This is a genomic window from Dyadobacter ginsengisoli DSM 21015, from assembly GCF_059568735.1.
Genome location: NZ_JCANTY010000002.1, coordinates 298680 through 321100, shown reverse-complemented (window position 1 = coordinate 321100; position 22421 = coordinate 298680). Strand labels below are relative to the sequence as shown.

Here is a 22421-nt window from a genome sequence, read left to right as displayed (position 1 = left end):
ATGCAAAAGGAAGGTCAAATGCCATCGAAACTAAAGAAGGAGAAAACGCACAGTTTAACTGTAAGTGTTCTAAAATTACAGACGATCTTGAGTTATATAGAGTCGCTCATTGAGCTCTTTCACGTAACTCAAACAATGCTGCCAGTTTTCTCAAATCTTGAAGCAAAAGGTTCGAACTCTGTCCCCTGGGGCGCACCCTACGGGACAAGTCGTTTTTAAACGCACTTGTCCCTTTTTTTTGTGTTCTTAACTTGCTCGTTATCTGATAGATAAGATCAATCCCTTCGTTCAGTCGAGCGGTTCGATGTTCCATTCCGTCAAAAGTCAAATTTTCAGGGAAGATCGAACCAATTATCTGTCTTTTTTCTTCTAAAGTGCCTGATTTATAAAGCTTTGAGAGGTGTTCGAGTCCCGTGAGTATATGCTTTAAATAGGCACCTATTTCTGCTTGATCGTCGGAAAAGCTGTTCAGCTTAATTTCAAGTTCTTCAATTCGTTTTGTGCATAGCGATTTTACATGCTCAAAGTCTTCCGCTGCGAGAAGGCCATCAACCAATTTGATTCGTGCGTTTCGCAATCTTTCATTAATCTTGTCGAGTTCTTCGACTAAATCTCTTCGCTCTTTTTCCCGAATTTTGGTCTGTTCTTTGTAGCTATTTAGCACCAGATCAGAATAGATCTTCATCCGGCCTGGTCGCGGTACCAGCATGTTGAGTTGGCGTTCAAATTTTTCATTTACCTCGTCCGCTTTAAATCGAACACCACATGAGGAAGAACAGTGATAATAGTAATAGTAAGTGCTCCTTCCTTTCGATACACTGCCCGAAAGCATTCTGTCACATTTCGTACAACGCAAAAATCCCCTCAGCGGTAGATTGTCGTCGGAGACTATTTTAGGCCTTTGGTACGGATTCCTTTTCCGTCCGGAAATGATATCTTGTACTAAGTTGAACGTTGCTGGCGTGACAATTGGCTCGTGCAATCCTTTTACGCGATGTGCCTTTTCCCCGTCGAATTCGGGAATAAATATCTGTCCGCAGTACACCGGATTCCGAATTGCGAGCCAAAAATTATTTTTGCTGCATTTGAGTCCCTTTCTTACCGCTTGTTTCCAGACTTGCTCGGTGTTAAACCTGCCCAATGCAAGTTCCTCAAATACCCACTTTATGATAGGTGCCTTGGACTGGTCGGGCTCAATTATTTTTTTACCATCTGATGAGCGGGAATTTCGATATCCTATTGGAGCGGTGGCCACCCAACGCCCTTCCTTCTTGGCACGCCGCATGCCGTGGAAGACATTTAACGCGCGGCGATCATTCTCGACCTCAGGCGCCGCTAAATAGAAGGCAAGCATGATCTTGTTCTCCGGAATACGGATGTCAAGTGGTTGTTCGATAGCTTGTGGTTCAATGCCAGCTTTTCGAAGTATGCTGATCATTTGATATGCATCATCTGCATTACGACTGAACCGGTCCCATTTAGTAAATAAAATTTGATCAATTCGTAGTCTTTTGTTCTCTTTTATGCGGTTCAATAACATTTGCCACTTTGGGCGCATGAACGTTTTCGCTGAATGATCTTCAAATATTACCTCGACTACCTCCACAGAATTCTGCCTGCTCGGAGGTAAGGTCTTCACCTGATTCTTTTAAAGCTCTAATGGCTTTTTCAATTTCGCTTTGCTCCCTGTCGACTCGTCCTAGCCTCACAACCTAAAAATAGGCTGGGAGGGACGTAACTTAATCCCGAACCAGGCGAACTGAGTGTCCGGCAGAAACTTCGCCATCGTAACGGAACGCTTTTTTTAAATTTTGTTTATTGCTACTGGGAGGCCCACCATAGTGAAAGTTCCACGCCCAGGCTCTGTCAACCGAATTATTAGTTGAGGACGTCCAAAAGCCACCGAGAATACCTTGAAACATATAACTGCCATCAGGTCTTCGGTGACCTCCTGTAAGCGCATCGAACCCGCTGCTGTTGGTGCCGTTACCGTCTTCATTCCAGCTTTTGACGCTTTTTAGCGCTTCACCGACCATGTCCATACCACCAAATTGATTCACAAGCATAGCCCATTCGCTATCCGTCGGTAAATGCCAACCGCTGGGACAGGCTTTTTTCGCCGCCTCCCACGTGTAAAGCAAGCCCAACTCTTTTCGATTATTCTCATTATCATCGTAAGCATAGCTACCTTCAACTTTGTAGTTCAGGTTTTGTGCCATCCAGGTAACGGTTTTGCCCGTCAAAACTTCTTTAAAGTTGATCGTTTTATACGTTTGACCATCTCGTGAGTCAGTGAAGGTACCGGTAGATTGGGCAATTCCCACTTGTGTAAAAAACAAGGTAGCAAGTACGGTAAGGATGCGTTGTTTCATCATTGTTATTTCAGGTTTAGTTTTGTCATTATAAGACTTATCAAAAGATACTTAATTTACAGCTGCACCTCCGAGCATTCAATGTGCTCCAAGTACGCATTATTGTGTCCAGATCTGTGTTTCGGAATGTAATATAACATGGGGTAGTTATTCTGCTGGGGTACTAGGTATGTTAGTAATGAGTTGTCCGTCAAATAGACGCCGACCGGGTATTTCTTTTGTATTGTTCAATGTAATTTAAGTTGTTTATTTATAGCAACTTAAGTTCTATGTTTTCTTGCTTTTTGTATTGATAATTCCCACATTTGATAACCCGCTTTCTTGCGGGAAACTCCCACTAATTTCCTAAGGATCATTTTCGCAGTCGACTGGATAGATTCGTTCCGGTTGTCGATATGCCGTTGTTTTCTATTTAATCCGATTTTACATCGGAAAGCCTTTTCCTCAATTATTTGTAACTAAAATCTAGCAAGCAATGAAAACGAAACACAAGATCGCTGCCGCTGTATCCGCAGTCGTAGTGGGGGCAGCCGGGTATTACTTAACAACAAAAAGCGTGGACGGAGGAAACGTCGGGAACGGAGTGGTCAATACGGCCGAGGGAGGGCATAGAGCTGGCAACTCGAAGACAGCCGCTGCTGACGAGAGCGGCGCTGGTACCAAGGGGGGGATTGCCGATGGCGACAAAGTAGGAAACGGTATCGTCCCGGTACCGGAGAAGGGTGGAGGTGGTGTGGGCAATGGTGTGGCTGACGTCGACGAGGGGAGTGCTGGTACTCGTGGTGGGAAGGCTGAAGGGGACAAGGGCGCGCGCGCGCTGGCCGTTGCAGGCGGCAATGGGGTGGGCAACGGAAAAGCCGAGAATAAAGATGGTGGAGGTTCGGGTGTGCGTGGCCGCGAAGTTGGCGGCGACAAAGGGCATGGCAAAGCAGAGGCTAGTAGTGAAGGTGGGGGAAGTGGTTCACATGGGGTCGCCAAAAAAGACGGCGGACATGTTGGAGGCTAGCCTCAATACTATTTTTTAGATCAGGATCTGTCTTTGTTTTCGCTCTGTGATCATAGCGGACTAGGCTTGTGTTTGAGGACACAAGCCTATTTAATGTACCTGGCAACGAATTTGCCCTCGGCCATCTTGATGCGGATTTGTATTTGACCATTTCATCAAACGGGTATTGATGAGCATGTTCTCGGAGTGCGTCGAAACAGTGATTAAAGCGTAAATCATAGCCGGTTTCAAAATACCACTATTGGACTAAGCACGACGTTAAAAAAGTTTGATGAATTAAACTTCGGCACCCTAAACTGTAACACTCATAAGCATTGACGACAGCAACTTGTAACTTGTTTTAGAGAAGCAGCTTTGAATTAGATCGGTGTCTAGGCAAAATTTAAGCAGGAATTTTGTTCCTAGATGGCCTGAAGTCGTTATCATTTTGGCAAAGTTACAGGACCAGGCAACTATTGTGGACGTTATCGGTTCCTTTATTGAGACTAACGTTCCGGAAAAATGATCCAAACCAGATTTCTAGTAATGATGCTGCTGATAGCATCTCTGACAGACTGCAAAAATGGGAATCCGATCTGGCAGGTTTGCACGGATGAATTTAGATTCGTCGCTTTGACCGTGTCAGGGCCAGCTCTTACAGATTTTTACACTGTCAGACTATCGACGTCGGACACGATCCGGGTAAACGGGGATATAGCCGGTGATAACAATCAGTATGTTGTATTAAATGATTTACACAGACCCATGTTGGAGGGGCGTCAGGAGGAATTTCGTTTTATAGGCCTTAGAGGCGACACCGTCGCCGTAAATGAAGATTACCTGATCCGGGCTGATAAATGTCATATTGAGAAAGTGAGCGGTAAGGACACGATATAAAACACCCGCCTTTTTTGCACATGCGTACTTCCGCTTACTTACCCGTCATATTTCTTTTCAATATATCCACTGGCGTCCGGTCGTAGTTGCAGTATGTCAAACATTAGTATAGCGAGTTTTGTGAGTATGTTGTCACATGAGAGGTTTGCTTCCACGGCAAATTCAATCCCCGCAGTCTCTTCAAGTAGGTGAAAGCCAAGTGATAATATGTTCTTTTTCATCGAAGAAAGGTAAACATAATGATAGGCTTCCAACATTTCCCGTTCTGTGGGTATTTGGCAATAAAGCGTGTTGTTTGGCAGTCTATGAAAATTCAGATAAAAATCTGAATTTCTCGTCAACACCAACGAGAAGCGTGATATGCGCCTTTCATTAAGCTCAACGATTGCGTCGGCCAAATACTGGGTATCAAGCGATGTAGGATTTCGGTTAAGCCGTTTAAGTCGATCAATCCGCCGCTCGATCCGCCAAATTCCCTTTTGAAAGTAGTCAGCATATTTATAATCCTGCATCATTAGACACTCTTGCAATTCTTTGTCCAGTATTAGTCTCTCAGATTCCAGCTCGTCAATCAGTAATTCAAACTCTGTTAACATTCGACATCCGGTTTGCGATATTTGATAAGTTCTCAATTTAGTCGAACCAAGTCTTTTATCAAAAGGAAGGATGAAGGGCATGCCTTTCAACGGGTAAATCCCAGCGATTCTTCGTCATGGAGTTCTACCTTTATTGAATGCCATTCCGGGCCGTGCATTTTTGCTTTCACAGAACTCGTGTGGCGTATTATAAAAATCCAAGTACATCAGCGTCCGTAGGCAGAATGGCTATAAACTTTTGGGACCAGGAGCACTTTACCATATGCCTTACATTAAGAAGCTACCTAACTCTAAGAGCTCTGTGCAAGGCTGGGCTAAGAACCAAATAGTTTGCTCAAACGAGAGACGGGCATAGTCAGCGCATACGGTTCGACCGCTAAGTCAATCAGAGGAATTCTCTGCCCATGGTTAAACGAGCGGGGTTCTTCCTGAAATAAGTGCCGTCTTCGAAGCTCACAGAATAATCGGATTCAAAAAGGGTACTTTGCTGGTAGTAATCCGTAGTAATAATCTGCGCACCTGATTTGTATGCCGCCTCGAATGTAGTTCTATCATTCCTTCTCGCTTCACGGGTATCGGAGTCGGCCCGGGTGCGAATGATGTAGCCTTTTCTTACCAGATCCTGTACTTCGGGAGCTTTGGCATTATTTCTGATCAGAAAAGCGGCTTCCGGTGTGCCAGGCAATGCGTTGGCAAACATTGTTCCGGCGTGCAGGGATGGGTGCCGGCGATGTACATGTCACGCTTGCTGCCCGAATCGTCCAGTACAAAAACAAATTTTCCAAAACTCCTTGAACAAGACCTGGCTTATGGCTTGTTTATAGCTGTTATGAGAACCGATTACCTGCGTTTATTAATCTCTAAATTGTCATCCGTTTGGGCAAAAGCGGAAAAACAGCTGACGCGAGCAACAGACCTAATAGCGCTTTCATCTGTGATGGTTTTGTACTATGCAAAGGTAGCCCGGCGAGAAAGACAGCGGTGTTAAATTTGTGTTACCAGAGTTTGTGGCGCTTGACCTCGGAAGCCAGGTAACTATTTGTTAATACAATGGTAATGCGTATTAACTCACCCCTTACCTCTCCGAAAGTAATTTTGAACCCGGATCATAAGTAAAACTTTAATTTTATGCGTTCAAAATTACGTCTATCAAAACTTGTAGGTCTTTCCGCAGGTTTGCTATGGGTTGTACTAAATACATATCCGGCCCAGGCATTCCCTGCGAGTGTTAATACAAAGCTTTCGTTTCAGGTAGAAACTTCTTTTTCAAATCCTGAGCCTGTTGTGCAGTCCATCTCGGGTTTGGTTACAGATCAGGCCGGGGTGCCGCTGCCAGGTGCAACGGTTGTCGTCAAAGGAACAACAAGGGGGACATCAACGAATGCCGAAGGGAAATTTGTTATAGATGCCGATGCTGACGCCGTTCTCGTAGTTTCTTTTGTTGGATATGCCACCAAACAAATTCCCGTAGCCGGGCAATCCTCGATCGTTATCCAGTTGAGCCAGGACCTTTCGCAATTGAATGAGGTGGTTGTAGTTGGCTACGGCACACAGAAAAGGTCGGACATTACCGGCGCTATTTCTTCCATCAGCAGCGAAAGTTTCAACAGGGGCGTTGTTACGAATCCGGGTGAATTACTGCAAGGCAAACTGGCCGGTGTTTCCATTGCTGCAAATAGCGGTGAGCCAGGGGCTGCGCAGGATATCATTATCAGGGGTATTGGTAGCCTACGGTCCGGAACGCAGCCGCTATACGTAGTCGACGGATTTTTGCTGGACAATTCCAACACTGGCGTTCCCACGAATCCGCTTACCTTCATTAACCCTAATGATATTGAAAGTATCGATGTGCTGAAAGATGCTAGTGCGACAGCCGTATATGGATCCAGGGCATCTAACGGGGTTGTGGTAATTACCACGAAAAAAGGTAAGGGAAAACCGCAGATGACCTTGTCGGCGTCCACAGCGATATCGTCCATGGCAAATAAAATAGATGTTTTCGACGCCGACGCTTTTCGCAGGGAGGTTGTTGCCACGGGCGGAACTCTGCAAGATTTTGGAGCGAACACGAATTGGCAGGATGAACTTACACAAACAGGTGTATCCAACACGCTCAACTTATCGATGAGCGGAGCCAACAGTGAAAGTTTTTCCTATTTCACCTCCGTGGGCTATCAAGATCAGGAAGGTATTCTGAAAAACAGCAGGCTGAAACGCTATTCGGGAAAATTGAATCTGAACCAGAAGGCATTCAACGGCCGGGTAAAAGTCGACTATAATTTAACGGCTTCCCGTACGGAAAATTTACGCCCGGATATCACGTCTACCATGAGCGACATGCTCACTTTGAATCCGACGATTCCCCCTTATACCAACGGTGCTCCTACCTTGTTGAACACCAATGCATTAAACCCGCTTGCGCGATATAATTTGTTTAGTGACAAGGCTATTAATCACCGGATTCTGGCAAATATTTCGCCATCAATAGAAATCGTGGACGGCCTTACTTACAAATTGAATTTCGGCGTCGATTATTCTACTACAACGAGAAATCAACAGTACAAGCCCTTTCCTGCGGTTGTCAATGAGTCCGACGTTTCTAATGGTGTCCTCGACAATGCAGTAAGTGGAAATACCAATCAGCTTGTAGAGAACACGCTAACGTATAACTGGCTCCGTAATGATCATAATATTACGCTCCTGGCGGGTCATTCTTATCAGAAGTTTTTGGATGAGACCCGAATAACTACCTACCGCGGCTTTGCAAATAATAATATCGACCCGATTTATCAGGACCATACAAGCACAACTGCACTGCCGACGGCGGTGAATTCGGAAGCCTTGAAAAACGAGCTGCAATCTTTCTTCGGAAGGGTCAACTATGTCTTTGCTGATAAATACATGTTCACCGGTACATTCCGCGCCGATGGATCTTCCAAGTTCGGGCAGAATAACAAATACGGTTATTTTCCGTCATTCGCCGCCGGATGGAACATCTCCAAGGAAGCTTTCATGAACAATACGGTTTTCAACAACCTGAAATTACGTGCGAGTTGGGGGCAGACTGGTAATCAGGAAATTCCATCCAAGATTACAAAAGCGAGCTATCTGGAGCAGCGTTTGCAAACAGGCACTGGAAGCGTAAATACTTATCCTATTGATACCGATGCCACTTCCTTGCAAGGCTATCCGTACGGGATTATTTTCACGAGATTGGCAAATCCTAATCTAAAATGGGAGGTATCCACACAGATCGATTTAGGTATTGACTTCGCATTTTTCAAATCCAGATTGACCGGTACGCTCGATTATTTTAACAAGCAATCTTCCAATATCCTTCTTGAAGTAGTTCCGCCCGATCCTGTTCAGCCCACTTCCACTTACTGGACCAATATCCCGAATATGAAAATCCAGAACAATGGTGTGGAACTGACCTTGAACTACAGCAGCGATACGAAGCGGGACTTTTCCTACAATATCGGAGGTAACCTCACCTACATTCAGAATAAAGTTAAGAAGTCACCTTACGCAGTTTTGGCGACCGGGGCGGCACAAGGTTCCGGCCAATCAGGGGCGACTATTAATGGCTATATTAATGATTATCCTTTGGGTGCATTCTATATGTACGAATTCGATGGCATTAATGCGGATAATGGTCAAAATGTATTCAGGGATACAAACGGAGATGGGGCGATATTGGACAACGACCGTGTTGTGGTAGGCAGCGCGATCCCTAAAATCATCTACGGATACAACCTCAATTTTAAATACAAGGCTTTTGATCTCGGCTTGAATTTTAATGGTGTAGCCGGCAATAAGGTTTTCAATCATACGACCATGACCTTGTTTAGCAGGGCACAATTGGCTAAATCCAACAACACTACTGATTTTGCCATTCAATACCCCAATGAGGCGTTGAGCAATGCCAATATTGTCTCGACCCGATATCTCGAAAACGGCTCGTTTATGAGATTGAATAATGCTACGCTGGCTTACAATCTGAATTTTGCAGGAACCAAGCTAGGGAATGTCATTCAACGTGCCAGTCTTACCTTAACCGGTCAGAATTTGTTTGTCATAAGCAGTTATTCAGGCTTTGATCCGGAAGTTAATACAGGATCGGCTTCCGGCGGAATTCAGACATTTGGAATTGACCGCTTTACCTACCCGAGAGCGAGAACTTTTCTGCTTGGTCTTAATGTGACATTTTAACAGAACATAAACGATTATTTGCTATTCGTTGAAAATCAAATCACAATGAAAAATATAGGACTTTATAGAGCGTTGATGGTCATAGCATTTCTGACGGCTTTTATCGGTTGCACCAGCCTGGATGAGGAAATTCTCGACGAATCCCTCACGGGAACAGGCCAGGCAGAACTTGTAAGCGGCTCCATCGCCCCGGTATATGGTCTTCTGCGTTCCGGCGTCTGGCTGCATACAAACAATTTCGGACTTCAGGAGGTAGCTTCTGACGAAGGTATCCTTCCTTATCGCGGCGGCACCGACTGGTACGATGGTGGCAAGTTCATCGCGATTCACCAGCATTTGATGACCCCAAGTAATGCCCTCGTCGGCGATACCTGGACGCAAATTACCCTTACTTTATCAAGAGCCGTCATTGCTGCGGAAAGATTGAACGAAGCGGCTAAGACCGGTAATGCAAGTGCGCAGGCAGGTTACTACGAAATGGTGGCCATGAAGGCGTACCTCAATATGCTGGCATTGGATAACTGGGGCCTGGTTTTCAAAAAAGAGCTTTCAAGTGAGGTGTCTCAAATTATGAGGGGGCAGGAGGCAATTGGTTATATTGAAAGCGAGCTTTTATCGGTGGTTGATCTGATCAGGAAAGACAACGACCCGGGCCGGTTAAACCAAAATGCGGTGAAGGCTTTGTTGGCGCGTTTATATTTGAACGCTGCCGTCTATCGCAATCCATATGGCACGCCTGAATTCAGAAAGGAGGATATGGATAAGGTGATTAAATACACCAACGAAATCATTGCCGGACCGTATTCGCTGTCTCCTGAATACTTCGATTTGTTCAGCGACGAGAACCATACTAACAAGGAGCTCATTTTTGCGCTTGACCAACGAGGCGTATTGGAAACTGATCAACAGCGATGGGCGTATTGGTCGATATCCGGTGACCAGATACCAAGACCGGAGTTTCCAAATACGCGTGGAACAGATGCGGTAGCAGCAACTCCCGACTTTTATCAAACCTGGGTGGATGCTTATGGTAATACAGATCCAGCCGATGCTGATGCTCGTTTTTTTAAGAAAAATACAATCGTACCTGAGAACCTGAAAGACCTTACAGGAGTTACTCCATTGAATGATGCGGAGCATTATTATTGCGTGGAAGCCACGCAGTTCGAAATGGACAGAGGAATTCTGCGGGGAATTATCTGGGGTCCTAGAAAAGATGGAAGCGGGAATATTTTAAGATGCGACGACGGCAAGGTAAGGATATATCCGGTGATCAACAAAAGAACCAGCGGAGCGAACCTGACTTATGTAAATCACACACGCAATGTCGACTTTACAGGCCCAGGCAGCTTGCACAACACGGGCTACCGGTTTTCAAAGTATCAGTTTAGTCATACCGGTAACAATTGCTGTAGCTACAGCAGTGTCGACCTGGTATTGATACGGCTTGGAGAGATTTACCTGATGCGTGCCGAAGCGAAGTTAAGAAACGGTGACAATGCAGGGGCTTTGGCCGATATCAATACATTAAGAACTTCAAGAAATGCCCGACCAACCCAGACTCCGAAAGCGCTGACCAGAATTGACCTTGACATCTTATTCCGTGAGTCTGGATTTGAGTTGTATTGGGAAGCATTCAGAAGAAACTATCAGATCCGGTTTGGAAAATATGAGGGTAAGTGGACGGAAAAAATGGATAGTAATGTCAACAAGCGACTATTTCCAATCCCTCAGAGAGCGATCGACGGAGCTTCCGGCCAGCAAGGATTCTTGGTACAAAATCAGGGATATTAGATCCACTCTCACTAATCCTGAACAGCCGACACAGGTTTTCAGATGGATAAATTTAGATTTCCAACAGTGGCAGACTCAGGTCTGCTACTGTTTTTTGTTTGTAAGTCCTCATCTTCACATGGCTTTGTCCATCTATCTGGCAGATATCATCCCCGTCGTGGAGCCGGGCAAGCCATATGTCATACCAAATGTTTTCCCATTTACACCAGATGCTGGAATTCTGAAACTGTAAGTGTTCTCAAACGGCAGGCAATTTAGAATTAGAAGATATCACTTAGCTCAATCCCAGTGATTGTTCACAATCGTATAGCGCCGGACTAATTAAAAGACCTCCTGTATGCCAATGGGGATAAATTTGTTTTGTTCTTAAATAGTTTATTCAATGACTGAGGGTGCTCAAATCCAAGCATATAGGCAATTTCAGCGACCGATAGATTGGTCAGGCTAAGGATTTCTTTTGCTTTCTCTATAACCCTGTTTTTATTCCGCTCACCGTAATCGGCAACCCTCCCAAAGATGCCCGGATCGTAAAAGAGGAACAGTTTGGCCCGGTTATTCCAATCGTGAAGTTCAAGGATATAGAAGAAGCAATCAGGGAAGTCAACGGTGTAGAATTTGGACTAGGTGGAACTATATGGGCAGGTAATGCAGAAGAGGGGATCAGGATTGCACAACGCATAGAATCCGGCACGGTTTGGGTGAACCAGTTTATGCAACTTGCGCCGGAAGTGCCGTTTGGCGGAAGAAAACAATCAGGGTTTGGTTCCGAGGGTGGCCTGGAAGGGCTGCTGGCATATACCACACCACAAACTATATGGGTGAAAAAGAAGTAAGCGATTTTAAGCATTCTCATCCATTAACAAACAAAAGGCTGGTAATCTGGAACTAGTGCCCCGGGCATGTAATTCCCCCGGGGCGTTTTAACTGCTGTCAAATCGGTTCACTAACAGTTTTACTTCTCAATTTAGGTTCGGCGCGCATACTTTCTATATCGTCCTGATCAGTCAGGGAACCGCGTTGGCTAGAATACTGCATCTTTTCCAACGGCGTAGCAAAGCCTGGATGTGCCCGTTAGTTGCTAATTACAGGGCTACCTCTTCAGCCCTAGCCAGCTGGTAACGCCTGGCAAGCGCAGCATAGCAGGCGGGAAGTTCTGCTTGTCAGTACTGCCGATCCAAAAACGCTGTCAGCATGCCATTTATGGAACGTCTCCTAAAATTTGACGAGGTTTAAAGTAGCAAGGGCTCCCTTAGCCTGTTGTAGTTTACTGCCTTCGCTGAGGGAACCCAGGTCAATCGGCGCAAATCCCAAAGATTCGATCACACCCATGACTTCATTTTTGGCAGGCAGATCATTCCCCGACACGAATAGCACCCTGTTGCCCCCTAAAACCCTGGGGTCTTCGGCCAGCGTCTTGTAAAAGATGGTATTGAAAGCCTTTACAATTCTGGCCCCGGGCAGCGTTGCAGCCACCACTTCGCTGGACGCTTTCCCTCCCAGGTCTTGTACTTTAAACTCGGGTGCGTAGGTAATAAAATGATTGGTAGCGTCAATCACAACACGCGCTGTCCAGTCAGTGAGTTCGGCCAAAGTTGGAATCTGCGACCAGGGAAGCGAAAGTAACACGATATCAGCATGGGCGGCTTGCAAAGCGGTACCGGCAGTGGCGCCGTTACCCAATGACTGAACAATCTCTTTCAACGAATCCGGCCCGCTGTTATTGGCCAGGATCACCGGGTGCCCGGCTTTTACTAGATGGCGCGCCACGGTCTGACCGATATTCCCCGCGCCAATAATGCCAAATGTCTTTTTCATAAATCTTGTTTTGAAATTTTGAACTAAATATTAATTGCAGCTTTGATGTTGAAATAAACGATGTCACTATTTGTGGCAGGATTAACTTTCAGGTAGCTTCCTCTGAGATAGTAGGCGGAAACGAATTGAAAACTGAAGTGCCTTCCGGCCCTGTATATCAGCTGCAGATCGCACATGTCACCCACATGCCTGCCGGCATCAGAAGATGGTAACAAGAAAGCTCCGTTAACAACTTGCCTCCCACAAAAGACCTTCGGACGTTGGCATCCCGTAAATCCAGCAAGGTGCCCTGTCCATAATTCAGGTTCTGCTTTCCTAACCGAAAGCGGCTGTCTGTGGTCGGAGCCATTGACACTTCTCCAAACAGTTGGTTTACCGATAGCTTATTTAAGTCTTGTACGGGGCGGGCCCCCCGATACGTCCGGAGATAAGGCTGGTCTGTAATTCAGTGAACAAGCGAAAATGCTTGCTATACCGTAAATCGCTATGCAGTAACACGCGGTGTAAAACATATCCATTATCGTCCTGCGGACCCATTCCCCACAGGTAGCCCCTAAAATATTCAAACCCTTCCCGGATACTGATTCTGGAGCTCAGGTAGCCATTCCCATCAAAAATCGGGAGGTGCCGGATCCTGTGTAGCGGCGCTTTCGATGTGTCGGCTGGCCAGAACTGCTCAGAGGCGTCAGCCAGATAACCAGTTGGCAACCTGTCCCGCAATTGCCCAAAAGAGATCCGGTTAACAGCCAAGACCATAACGGCAACGATCACAAGTATTCGGGTTGTCACAGCTGCTGGACTGGCCATTCGGGTAAAAATTGTTGGTTTGATAACGGAAGTGACAAAGCAACGCCTGCTTGTTTCTCATTTGTGACCTGGCAAGCATTGCCTTGACATTTCCTTTTATTAGGGTTCCCGCTGAAATTATGACTCAACTGGTGTTGCCAGCAATTGAAGCTCCCAGGACAGGCTTGTGCCCACATTGCCCATGTGGTCCAACATCATTTCACCCAGTTTTCCAGCGGTTTCCGTGCGTGCCCAGTCCCGTTGCAATTCAGCTGCGAATACTGTCCAGGTGATAGGCACAGCGCCGGCCTGCACCATCCGCATCACGGCCATCTCGTGCGCTTCCAGGCTCACGCCGCCCGACGCATCGGTGACAATGTAAACCTCGTAACCCTCACCCAGCGCCTGGATCGCAGGCATCGCCAGGCATATTTCTGTCCACAGAGCAGCCATTACAATTTTCTTCTTTCCTGTCGCTTTGACCCAGTCGGTTACCCTGGTATCTTCCCAGGTGTTGATAAAGGTCCGGTCGATGGGTTTTTGATCAGGGATAACGTCCTGAAGTTGTTTGAGCAAAAGCCCACCCCGGTGCTCAAGTACCGTTGTGAAGAGTGTCGGTACACCGAATGCCTTTGCCGATTTGGTCAGTCCTACCACGTTGTTGATGATGGTCTGTGTATCATGGCTTCTGAGCCCCGCAAATTGGAATGGCTGATGGTCGATCAGGATCAAAGCACAGTTGTCAGGAGTTAACAGGGCATCCAGGCCTGCTTTTGCATTGGATTGGTTTTGAACTTGCATTGTCTTAGACTTTTAATAGGTGAGAAAATGTTAAGAGACCGGCAGCGCGTTAATTCCTCGTTTTAAACCGCTATCGATAATGCAAAGGTGGAGCAGATAGGGAGGGTAAACTTTGATCTGAATTAAGAAATACGGTTGATCCAGATCAATGGAATTGTCTGTCGGGTTCCTTATCAGGACCAAAAAAACGGCCCGGTCTGAACCGGGCCACTGGGAAGATTTTTAACTTAGCTTATCGTGAAAGGATCTGTTTTCGCACCCTGCTCATCGTTTCCGGGGTCAAACCGAGATACGAAGCGAGCATAGTTTGAGGGAACCGGTTGAAAAACTCAGGATGCGTTTGCATCAGGTACCGGTACTTTTCTTCGGCACTAAAGCTGATGCCTGCCTCTATCCTTGCCTGGGCGGCGACCGAATGGTTCTGGTCCAGGATATGGGCCATTTTCAGGAATGTCAGCGACTGATCTTTCAGTAGGTTTAGTTTATCAAGGGTCGAAACCAGCAGTTCCGAATCTTCTACTGCGTCAATGTTATAGCGGGAAGGCGTCAGGTTAATCAAACTTCCCCTGTCGCTCATCCACCATCCTTCTACGGCCAGGGTCGTGATATGCTCAATGCCGCTATCGTCAATGCTGTATTGGCGCATCGCCCCGGAAGCAATGAAAGCCATATACCGGCAGACGCTTCCTTCGTGCAAAAGAAACTGCTTCCTTTTAATCTTCCTGATATCAAACGCCTGTTCTATATATACGAACTCCTCGTCGGAAATTACGGCAGAAGTTACGCGGTCAATATATTTGCGGAGTATGTCGTACATGGATTTATGGCAATTCTAAAGGTATTACTAAACTAACGTACATCACTATACCGCGCCTGTTTCCTGCTTTACAACATCATCCTCACCTGTCGGCCACCGGGACAAGGCTAGTCTGAGCGAAAATAAGATTCTGTCTTGATAAAATTCAACATCAGACCGGAGAACCTTGATTTAAAATAAGCAATTTCATTGATCTGCATCAATTCCCAAGCCATTTGAAGAGATTAGTTTTGACTGTCCACTTGAAACAAAGCGAAATCTATGGGAAGGTTAGAAAACAAAGTTGCCATTATTACCGGCGCTGCCGGAGGGATGGGCGAAGCAGAGGCAAAGCTCTTTGCAGCCGAGGGCGCAAGGGTACTGCTGACCGATGTGCAGGAACAAAAGCTCAAATCCGTCGCTAGTCAGATCCGCCTGGCAGGCCATACGGCCGATTACATCATCCACGATGTAAGCTCGGAAACCTCCTGGCAAGCTGCGGTTAAGAAAGCGGCAGAGCTTTATGGCAGGATCGATATCCTGGTCAACAACGCCGGCATTACCGGGAACTTGTTGGCTCCGATGCAGGAGCGGAGCGTTGATGAATTCAACCGTGTCGTATCGGTCAATTTGCTAAGCCAATTTCTAGGGATCAAAACGGTGGTGCCCTATATGCAGCAAGCAGGCTCAGGCTCCATTATCAACATTTCTTCTATCGGAGGGATCATCGGGTCAGCAGGAGCTACCGCTTACACCGCTTCCAAAGGAGGCTCCCGCGCGCTGACCAAAGGAGCGGCGGCAGAACTGGCCAAAGACCATATCCGCGTTAATTCCGTTCACCCCGGGTATGTAGCCACACCGATGACACAAACCATGAAAGGTGCAGCCGATTTTGCAGATATGGCTATTGGGGCAACACCCCTGGGAAGGGGCGGGGAGCTCAATGAAGTTGCCTTCGGGGTACTTTATCTTGCCTCCGATGAATCTACTTTCACCACCGGGGCCGAGTTCATCATTGACGGAGGGGCTACTGCGCTGTAACAATTATAAAGCCGTCAAAGCCCGGGGCAAACTGTCCCGGGCTTTGTTGTTCCCTCGATCATATCTGACTTTCCGGGCAACAATTCTATTGCGCGATCCTATTTCTTTGAAACCTCTTTTGCGGCTTGGTCGATTACTGCTGCTACTTTTTGTGGCTGTGAGATATAAACAGCGTGACTGCCTTTGATCTCAGTAATTCTGGTATTGGAACGTTTGTACATATTGCGTTGGATTTCAGGAAGGGTGCTTTTATCATCAGTCGCCACAATTCCATAGGTAGGTTTATTTCTCCATGCCGCATCCGTGATCGGGGTTACAAAACATTTCGCGTAGAATGCACCATGGGATGCATACATGAAGTCAGATGTTAATGAGCAGACTTCCCGGTTAGTTGTGATTATTTCCCTTCTTTCGAAACTTGTTGCCGGATTCTAAACTCCGAAGGGGAACAGCCGCCATTTTTCTTGAAAAAATTAGAGAAATAGGAAACATCTTCGAACCCGAGTTCAAAAGTGATATGTTTAATGGATTTATCGGTGTAGCATAAAAGCCGCTTGGCCTCAACGGTAATCCTTTCCTGGATGAGTTGGGAAGGGGTCTTTTGATTGAAGATCGCAAAAAGGTTGGATAAGGTCTTGGGTGATTTGCAAAGTTGCTGCGCGTAAAAACTAACCGAATGCTCGGATTTGAAATTCGCTTCGACCAGCAGGTTGAATTTTCGGATGGTATGAAACCTCTCATCGGCAAGCCTTTTGACCGGTGCATATCCCAACTTCGCCAATTGGGTCACGTAGATGATCAGTCGCTTCAGAAGTACCAACAGCATCTCATTCTGTATCTGGTCAGAGGTCTTGAATTCCTCCATGAAAACATCGGATAGCAGCTTTAACTTTTGCTGTGCCTGCTCACTGAGCTTAACAAATAAATGATCTGTGCTGCTGAACAAAAAACCAACACAGCTTACTTCGCTGTCGTGGTCGATGATACAGTAAAATTCCCGGTTGAACTGCCAGGCAACGATGGCCTGCGAATTCTCAAAGCTGAAAGTCTGGTTAAATAGTAGCGTCAGCAGGGAATGCTGCGGGAATTCGTATTCCTCGCCGTCAATGGAGACAGTTTGATTTTCCGCTGGGTTCCATGCAATGGTAAAGTACTTATTGAACCGGTCCCTGGTAAAAAACAGCCTGTCAAAACCGGGCTCCTCTTTATAAAACAACAGTTCCCCACCGGTGTTTTCATCACTTAGTTTAAGCCTCATATGCAGATCGAATGAAATTTAGCCTGATCAGGTAGCGGCCCCGGATAGCGGGCAACCATTTACCTGGCCAAATTACAAAAGTATCCCGGAAGTGAGAATCCAATAAACAGCAAACCCCATTTGCTCGTTGCGGCAAATGGGGTTTGGAGAGCCTGGAGGCTTTGGGGTTATCAGGCCGACAGTTCTTGTGCCGCTTTTGCGATCACCGACGCCACCTTCTCGGGCTGTGAAATATAAACGGCATGGCTGCCGGAAATCTCTGTAATCCTTGTGTCGGAGCGGCTATACATGTTACGTTGAATCTCAGGAAGGATACTTTTATCTTCGGTCGCTACGATACCAAAAACGGGTTTCTTTCTCCATGCGGCATCGGTGATCGGAGTTACAAAACATTTGGCATAGAATGCGCCATGCGAGGCATACATAAACTCAGATTCCTCTTTGCTCAGGTCGCCGCAGAAACCGGTATGGAACTTTTCTTTGTCATAATAGACAATTCCCTTCTCGTCAGGCGGTAGCACCCCGTTCTCAGGTGCAGGCTGCGCGGTTTGGAACCATTGAAGGGCGGACTCCCCGTTGTCTGGCTGGAAGGCAGCGATGTAAACCAAACCGGCAACTTTGGGATGGTTTCCGGCCTGGGTAATCACCGCGCCGCCCCAGGAATGACCGGCCAGGATCGCGGGCCCATCCTGATTATCCAATGCCAAGTGGGTGGCGGCAACATCATCTTCCAGGGAAGTCAATGGGTTTTGAACCACAGTTACACGGTAACCCTGTTTGGTGAGGCTTTCATAAACGCCCCGGTAACCGGACCCGTCGGCGAAAGCGCCGTGTACCAAAACGATATTCTTAATTGCTTGCACATTTGCTTGATTTTCCATCTTTTTTGTTTTTGAAGTTTATGTTTGAATGAACAATACAAAGGTGCGGCAAAAAGAACCCATGGGTAATGAGCGTATTTCCCGATTAGTTGCGATTATTTCCCTTCGTGCTTTGATAATCTCAATACACAGCCCGAAATGGGCAGCATACCTTTGTAATTCTGTGATTTGACAGCAACAAATGGCCTGGTTCGGCACGACTATCCTGACGATGAAAAGGCGACAGCCTCTGCCAGGTAAAAGGTGAAGATACAAAGAGCTATATCCCCTGATCAAAGCAATCGAGGTTCTTTACTCAGCGATGATATGGAAGAATACAAGGAACTAATATGTTAGCGCTGTTTCGGATTGCGCCGGAGCATGTGCCCCGGCGGTTGAAAAAATCCCGGCTCGGATCAGATCGTGTACTTGTCTTTCAATATTCCGATTTCACGCTCGCCGATACCCAACTCTTTTTGCATGAACGCTTCTACACTTCCGTATTGGGTTTTAAGCGCATTGAAAAAGATGTCCAGCAGATCGGGTCGAAGTTCCATTTTCCTGTTAAGCTCTTCCACAGTCATTCCGGTTTGCTCGGCCATCGGTTTCATCATCCGGCCCATGATTGGGCGCAAGTACGTATTGGAGGCCGTAAAATCCTCGTTGATGGTCTGACGCGGCACACCGAGCGTGTACAGGAAAAGCGCGGTCGCCATGCCGGTGCGGTCACGGCCGCCAGTGCAATGGTAGAGCATCGAAGTGGTATCGCTCATCACCAGTAATTTCTGGAAAAGCGGACGATAACGCTCCCCGAAGTATTTGATCCCCCCTTTTCCGTAAAACTCTTCCAGAAAACCGTCGCCTTTGAACATTTTGCTCATTTGTTCCTTCGACATCATGCCGTCGTCGCTGCCTGCCGGGCTGAGCAGGTAATCGGTATTGGGCAGCAGGCGATCGGGCGTCTGCGCGGACTCCTGCTTACCACGGAAATCGATGACCGTATAGATGTGTCGGGCACGGAGCGTGTCCAGGTCCGATGGTGTAAGTCCATGAATGGAAGCGCTGCGGAATACCCGGTTCCATCTGACCTGGTGGCCGTCCGTGGTTTTATATCCACCCACGTCCCTGAAATTGACCGCGCCGCGCATGTGTACGAGTCTCTGGGTGCTGTCGGCGAGCTGGCCGAATGAAATAGCAGGAGAAAGCAATGTGAAGATGAGAATCAGCTTTTTCATTAAATGGTGTATTTAAATTGGAGTTGTTTATTTGATAATATCCCATCGCAAGCCCGCCTGACCCTTGCGGCCGTACCATTCACTGGATGTGGTGCGGCGTTTGTCGCCCATAAACATTTTGACAGGTGAATCACTCAGGTTGTTGAGTTCCACAAATGCACGCAAACGTTTGTTGATTGTGTAGGTGGCAGAGGCGTCGATCGTGAAGTTCGCGTCTGTCCAGATGTAGTAATCGGGGCCAAGTTGTTGGTTGATGGTTTCCACTGAGGCACCGCGGTAGTTGCCTGCCAAACGGATCATGATATTGTTTTTTTCATAAAAAAGAATGGCATTAAAGAGGCTTTTCGACTGATTGGGCAGCTGTGTGCGGTCTATTGTTACATTGCCTTCCACACCTCTCGGTACTTTCACACGGCTGTCGATAAAGGTGTAATTAAATTCCACCCCGAAACCCGACCAGAATCCCGGCAGGAAGTCAAGGCGCTTGTTAATGCCCGCTTCGAAGCCTATCAGTGAAGCGTTTTGCAGGTTTTTAGCCTGCGTTACCAGGTAGTTGCCGCCGTCGATCGTCTGCATGTTCATATCAGTGAACACCACATCCTGAATGCGTTTGTGAAATACACCACCTGAGAGCAGGCCGATATTGGGAAAATAATGCTCGCCCATCAGATCGAAGTTGTCGGAGAATGTGGGTTTCAGATCTGGGTTGCCCTGGCTGATGGTCATCGGCGTTTTGGTATTGTCGATCGAGGTACCCGGGGTCATGTCCCCAAAGTTGGGCCGGATGAATGTGCGGGTGTAGGCGGCACGGAGGTTGGTGTTGGCGTTCAATGCATATTTCAAATGCAGCATCGGCAGCAATGCATTGTAGTTGTTCGTCACATTCGTAGGGGTAATGATGGTCGTGGCAGGTGTTCCGGCGATGGTAGCCGCCGAGCCTTCCAGGTTCATTACAGTATACTCGTTGCGCACGCCACCCACGAGCCGCAACTGGTCGCTGAGTTGATATTCGGCCATGATGTACGCTGAGGTTACCTGTTCGGAGCCTTCGTACAAAGCCGTGGGGTTGGTTTTGGGCGTTACCTCCGTGAAGCCGTTCTTAGCACGCGACTCAGCGCCATACAGGTTAAAAAGCTGGTCTTTGGTGAGCGGGTTCATCACATACTGGCTGTGATTGCCCGGCATGTGGCCGAAAAACTCCGTTCCTTTCGCTGGCTCAGCAGTTTGCAGGCCAGCCAGGCTGAGTAGCGCCGGCGAGTTAGGTATACCCAGCGCAGCGCCAGGCATCAATACAATGCTCGACCCGTAGGTGCTTTCGCGGTATTTGTGGCGGTATTTAGCGCCGAATTTCAGTTTCAGATCTTTCGAAACCTCTGTCTGCAGGTTCAGCTGCATATTCCGGTCGTGCTCGCTGTTATCCAGCTGCGCGATCACAAGTTGTTGTAGCGTCAGCTTTTGCGGGTTCATTGTTTCGGATTCATTGGCCAGACCCGCTTCAAAATGCATCGGATCGCCGCCGATACCGTCGGGTGAATCAAAACCCCAGTATCGTTTTCCGTCCGACGACAGATCACTGAAGCCACCTGTGATCTTCTGGCGGAAAGTGCCTATCGGCAGACCTTTGATGCCGTAAGTAGGAGGGGTTTCAAGGAAATACCTTGATTTATAGTCACTGTACGACCAGTCGAGTTTGAGTTTTGCGGCTACCTGATGCTCACCACCAATCTCGCCGCCCTGAATGGCCGTCTGATAGTGTGAATAGCGGTAGTTATACTGATAGCGGCTGTTGGTGTAGTCAACATACGATTCTGAAACGGGGCGGATATCATTGAATTTATTCAGCATTCCCCTGAAAAAAAGCTTGTTTGCCGCATTGAGCTTGTACTCCATTCCCAGGCTAAGACCCATTGTCTGGCGCTTACCCATATACCGCTTGAACATAACCGAGTTAATCGATTTCTTTTGCGCGGCGTTGGCTAGTCCGGTGTTATAGCTTACATCGAATGCATCGGCACCCCATTGGCGGTCCCAGATGGCGCCGGCAAGTACTACCCCAAGTTTATCTTTGAAAAACCGGTCTCCGTAAATCAGCGAGGCATTATAGGTGCCATTTTTGGAAAATGAGTTGTATCCGCCGGCCAGACTGGTATTCAGCTGCCGGTAAGCCGGGGCAGTTCTGGTAATAAAATTGATGGAACCTCCAATAGCGTCGCCCTCCATATCGGGCGTAATGGCTTTGGCTACCTGCACGTACTGGATCATCTCCGAGGGGATCGCATCCAGGACTGACGACCGATTGCCTAATACATTGGAGCTGGGTAGCCGGCTTCCGTTGAATAGCGTTGAGGTCCACGCAAAAGGCGTCCCGCGTACAGTCGCCTGGTCGGCTTCACCGTGGTAGCGGGCCACCGCCACGCCCTGCATGCGTTGCACAGCTTCCGCGATGTTGCGGTCGGGTAATTTGCCGATGGCATCGGAAGCCATTACGTCGATAATCGCATTGGAATTTCTTTTGATGCTCATCGCCTTGATCTGCGATGGTGCCATGCTGCCGGTTACGAGTACTTCGCTCAGCGTATTGTTGTGATCGGGCTGCAGTTCGATATTGCCCAGGTCGGTCACGCCTTTGCCGATCACGACGTCCATTTCTTTCCTGCTGTATCCGACATATGTTACGGTAAGTCGCACGTGCCCTTCTGTATTTGCAACTAATGTGAACGTACCGTCTATTTCTGTGGAGGCAAAAAGGTTACGCGCCGGCATTTGCACCGTTGCGCCGGGAAGGCTTCCATCCTTGCTGATAACAGTGCCTTTGACTGTCTGGGCACGGGCTCCGGATACGAGCGCCAGCAGCGCCATCAGCGACCAAAGCGGCCTGCGTTGCAATCGTTTGTCGGAGAGGGAACCGACTTTTGTAAAAGTGTACATGATAGTCCGGGATTGTTTGCGGCAAAGGTGCGGTGACTTTTGTGG

The 22421-nt window shown here is 47.4% G+C and carries 20 protein-coding genes; 6 read left to right on the top strand and 14 right to left on the bottom strand.

Annotated elements, in window-relative coordinates; genetic code table 11:
* Nucleotides 1-106: 106 nt before the first annotated feature.
* On the bottom strand, nucleotides 107-1606 hold the full coding sequence (locus BP71_RS07630) for a recombinase family protein (RefSeq protein WP_496379003.1): 1500 nt from the start codon (nucleotides 1604-1606) through the stop codon (nucleotides 107-109).
* Between the two features lie 133 nt (nucleotides 1607-1739).
* Nucleotides 1740-2375, bottom strand: a complete 636-nt coding sequence (locus tag BP71_RS07625) for an FISUMP domain-containing protein (RefSeq protein ID WP_496377973.1) — start codon at nucleotides 2373-2375, stop codon at nucleotides 1740-1742.
* 472 nt (nucleotides 2376-2847) lie between these two features.
* On the opposite strand from BP71_RS07625, the gene BP71_RS07620 reads away from it, so the two are divergent.
* Both BP71_RS07620 and BP71_RS07615 read left to right on the top strand, forming a co-directional pair.
* Nucleotides 2848-3378: a hypothetical protein gene (locus tag BP71_RS07620; protein ID WP_496377972.1), complete on the top strand. Its 531-nt coding sequence runs from the start codon at nucleotides 2848-2850 to the stop codon at nucleotides 3376-3378.
* Between the two features lie 525 nt (nucleotides 3379-3903).
* On the top strand, nucleotides 3904-4254 hold the full coding sequence (locus tag BP71_RS07615) for a hypothetical protein (protein ID WP_496377971.1): 351 nt from the start codon (nucleotides 3904-3906) through the stop codon (nucleotides 4252-4254).
* 38 nt (nucleotides 4255-4292) lie between these two features.
* Here the strand turns inward: BP71_RS07615 and BP71_RS07610 are convergent, their stop codons facing one another.
* Complete coding sequence (locus BP71_RS07610; RefSeq protein ID WP_496377970.1) at nucleotides 4293-4850, bottom strand: hypothetical protein; 558 nt, start codon at nucleotides 4848-4850, stop codon at nucleotides 4293-4295.
* 385 nt (nucleotides 4851-5235) lie between these two features.
* Complete coding sequence (locus BP71_RS07605; protein WP_496377969.1) at nucleotides 5236-5550, bottom strand: Ca2+-dependent phosphoinositide-specific phospholipase C; 315 nt, start codon at nucleotides 5548-5550, stop codon at nucleotides 5236-5238.
* 428 nt (nucleotides 5551-5978) lie between these two features.
* On the opposite strand from BP71_RS07605, the gene BP71_RS07600 reads away from it, so the two are divergent.
* Complete coding sequence (locus BP71_RS07600) at nucleotides 5979-9062, top strand: SusC/RagA family TonB-linked outer membrane protein (RefSeq protein WP_496377968.1); 3084 nt, start codon at nucleotides 5979-5981, stop codon at nucleotides 9060-9062.
* Nucleotides 9063-9107: 45 nt separating this feature from the next.
* Nucleotides 9108-10856, top strand: coding sequence for a RagB/SusD family nutrient uptake outer membrane protein (locus tag BP71_RS07595; protein ID WP_496377967.1), 1749 nt, complete (start codon nucleotides 9108-9110; stop codon nucleotides 10854-10856).
* 317 nt (nucleotides 10857-11173) lie between these two features.
* On the opposite strand, the gene BP71_RS07590 is transcribed toward BP71_RS07595, so the two are convergent.
* Complete coding sequence (locus BP71_RS07590; RefSeq protein ID WP_496379001.1) at nucleotides 11174-11326, bottom strand: helix-turn-helix domain-containing protein; 153 nt, start codon at nucleotides 11324-11326, stop codon at nucleotides 11174-11176.
* Between BP71_RS07590 and BP71_RS07585 the strand changes: the two genes are divergently transcribed.
* A complete protein-coding gene (locus tag BP71_RS07585; RefSeq protein WP_496378999.1) occupies nucleotides 11291-11689 on the top strand; it encodes an aldehyde dehydrogenase family protein in 399 nt (132 codons plus the stop codon). The two genes, BP71_RS07590 and BP71_RS07585, sit on opposite strands and share 36 nt — an antisense overlap.
* A 379-nt stretch (nucleotides 11690-12068) precedes the next feature.
* Here the strand turns inward: BP71_RS07585 and BP71_RS07580 are convergent, their stop codons facing one another.
* The 4 genes from BP71_RS07580 to BP71_RS07565 all read right to left on the bottom strand — a co-directional run bounded on the left by BP71_RS07580 (nucleotide 12069) and on the right by BP71_RS07565 (nucleotide 15075).
* A complete protein-coding gene (locus tag BP71_RS07580; protein WP_496377966.1) occupies nucleotides 12069-12671 on the bottom strand; it encodes an NADPH-dependent F420 reductase in 603 nt (200 codons plus the stop codon).
* A gap of 387 nt (nucleotides 12672-13058) precedes the next feature.
* On the bottom strand, nucleotides 13059-13478 hold the full coding sequence (locus BP71_RS07575; RefSeq protein ID WP_496377965.1) for a hypothetical protein: 420 nt from the start codon (nucleotides 13476-13478) through the stop codon (nucleotides 13059-13061).
* 117 nt (nucleotides 13479-13595) lie between these two features.
* Nucleotides 13596-14258, bottom strand: a complete 663-nt coding sequence (locus tag BP71_RS07570; protein ID WP_496377964.1) for a hydrolase — start codon at nucleotides 14256-14258, stop codon at nucleotides 13596-13598.
* A 232-nt stretch (nucleotides 14259-14490) separates the two neighbouring features.
* On the bottom strand, nucleotides 14491-15075 hold the full coding sequence (locus tag BP71_RS07565) for a Crp/Fnr family transcriptional regulator (RefSeq protein ID WP_496377963.1): 585 nt from the start codon (nucleotides 15073-15075) through the stop codon (nucleotides 14491-14493).
* Nucleotides 15076-15336: 261 nt separating this feature from the next.
* Between BP71_RS07565 and BP71_RS07560 the strand changes: the two genes are divergently transcribed.
* The gene (locus tag BP71_RS07560; protein WP_496377962.1) at nucleotides 15337-16095 is read left to right on the top strand and encodes an SDR family NAD(P)-dependent oxidoreductase; all 759 of its coding nucleotides are present in this window, start codon (nucleotides 15337-15339) and stop codon (nucleotides 16093-16095) included.
* 98 nt (nucleotides 16096-16193) lie between these two features.
* Here the strand turns inward: BP71_RS07560 and BP71_RS07555 are convergent, their stop codons facing one another.
* From BP71_RS07555 to BP71_RS07535, 5 genes are all read right to left on the bottom strand, one after another.
* A complete protein-coding gene (locus BP71_RS07555; RefSeq protein WP_496377961.1) occupies nucleotides 16194-16451 on the bottom strand; it encodes an alpha/beta fold hydrolase in 258 nt (85 codons plus the stop codon).
* Between the two features lie 41 nt (nucleotides 16452-16492).
* Nucleotides 16493-17353: a helix-turn-helix domain-containing protein gene (locus tag BP71_RS07550; protein ID WP_496377960.1), complete on the bottom strand. Its 861-nt coding sequence runs from the start codon at nucleotides 17351-17353 to the stop codon at nucleotides 16493-16495.
* A gap of 170 nt (nucleotides 17354-17523) precedes the next feature.
* On the bottom strand, nucleotides 17524-18234 hold the full coding sequence (locus BP71_RS07545) for an alpha/beta hydrolase (protein ID WP_496377959.1): 711 nt from the start codon (nucleotides 18232-18234) through the stop codon (nucleotides 17524-17526).
* A gap of 395 nt (nucleotides 18235-18629) precedes the next feature.
* Nucleotides 18630-19448: a tyrosine-protein phosphatase gene (locus BP71_RS07540; RefSeq protein WP_496377958.1), complete on the bottom strand. Its 819-nt coding sequence runs from the start codon at nucleotides 19446-19448 to the stop codon at nucleotides 18630-18632.
* Between the two features lie 27 nt (nucleotides 19449-19475).
* Nucleotides 19476-22376, bottom strand: a complete 2901-nt coding sequence (locus BP71_RS07535; RefSeq protein ID WP_496377957.1) for a TonB-dependent receptor — start codon at nucleotides 22374-22376, stop codon at nucleotides 19476-19478.
* Nucleotides 22377-22421 lie beyond the last annotated feature (45 nt).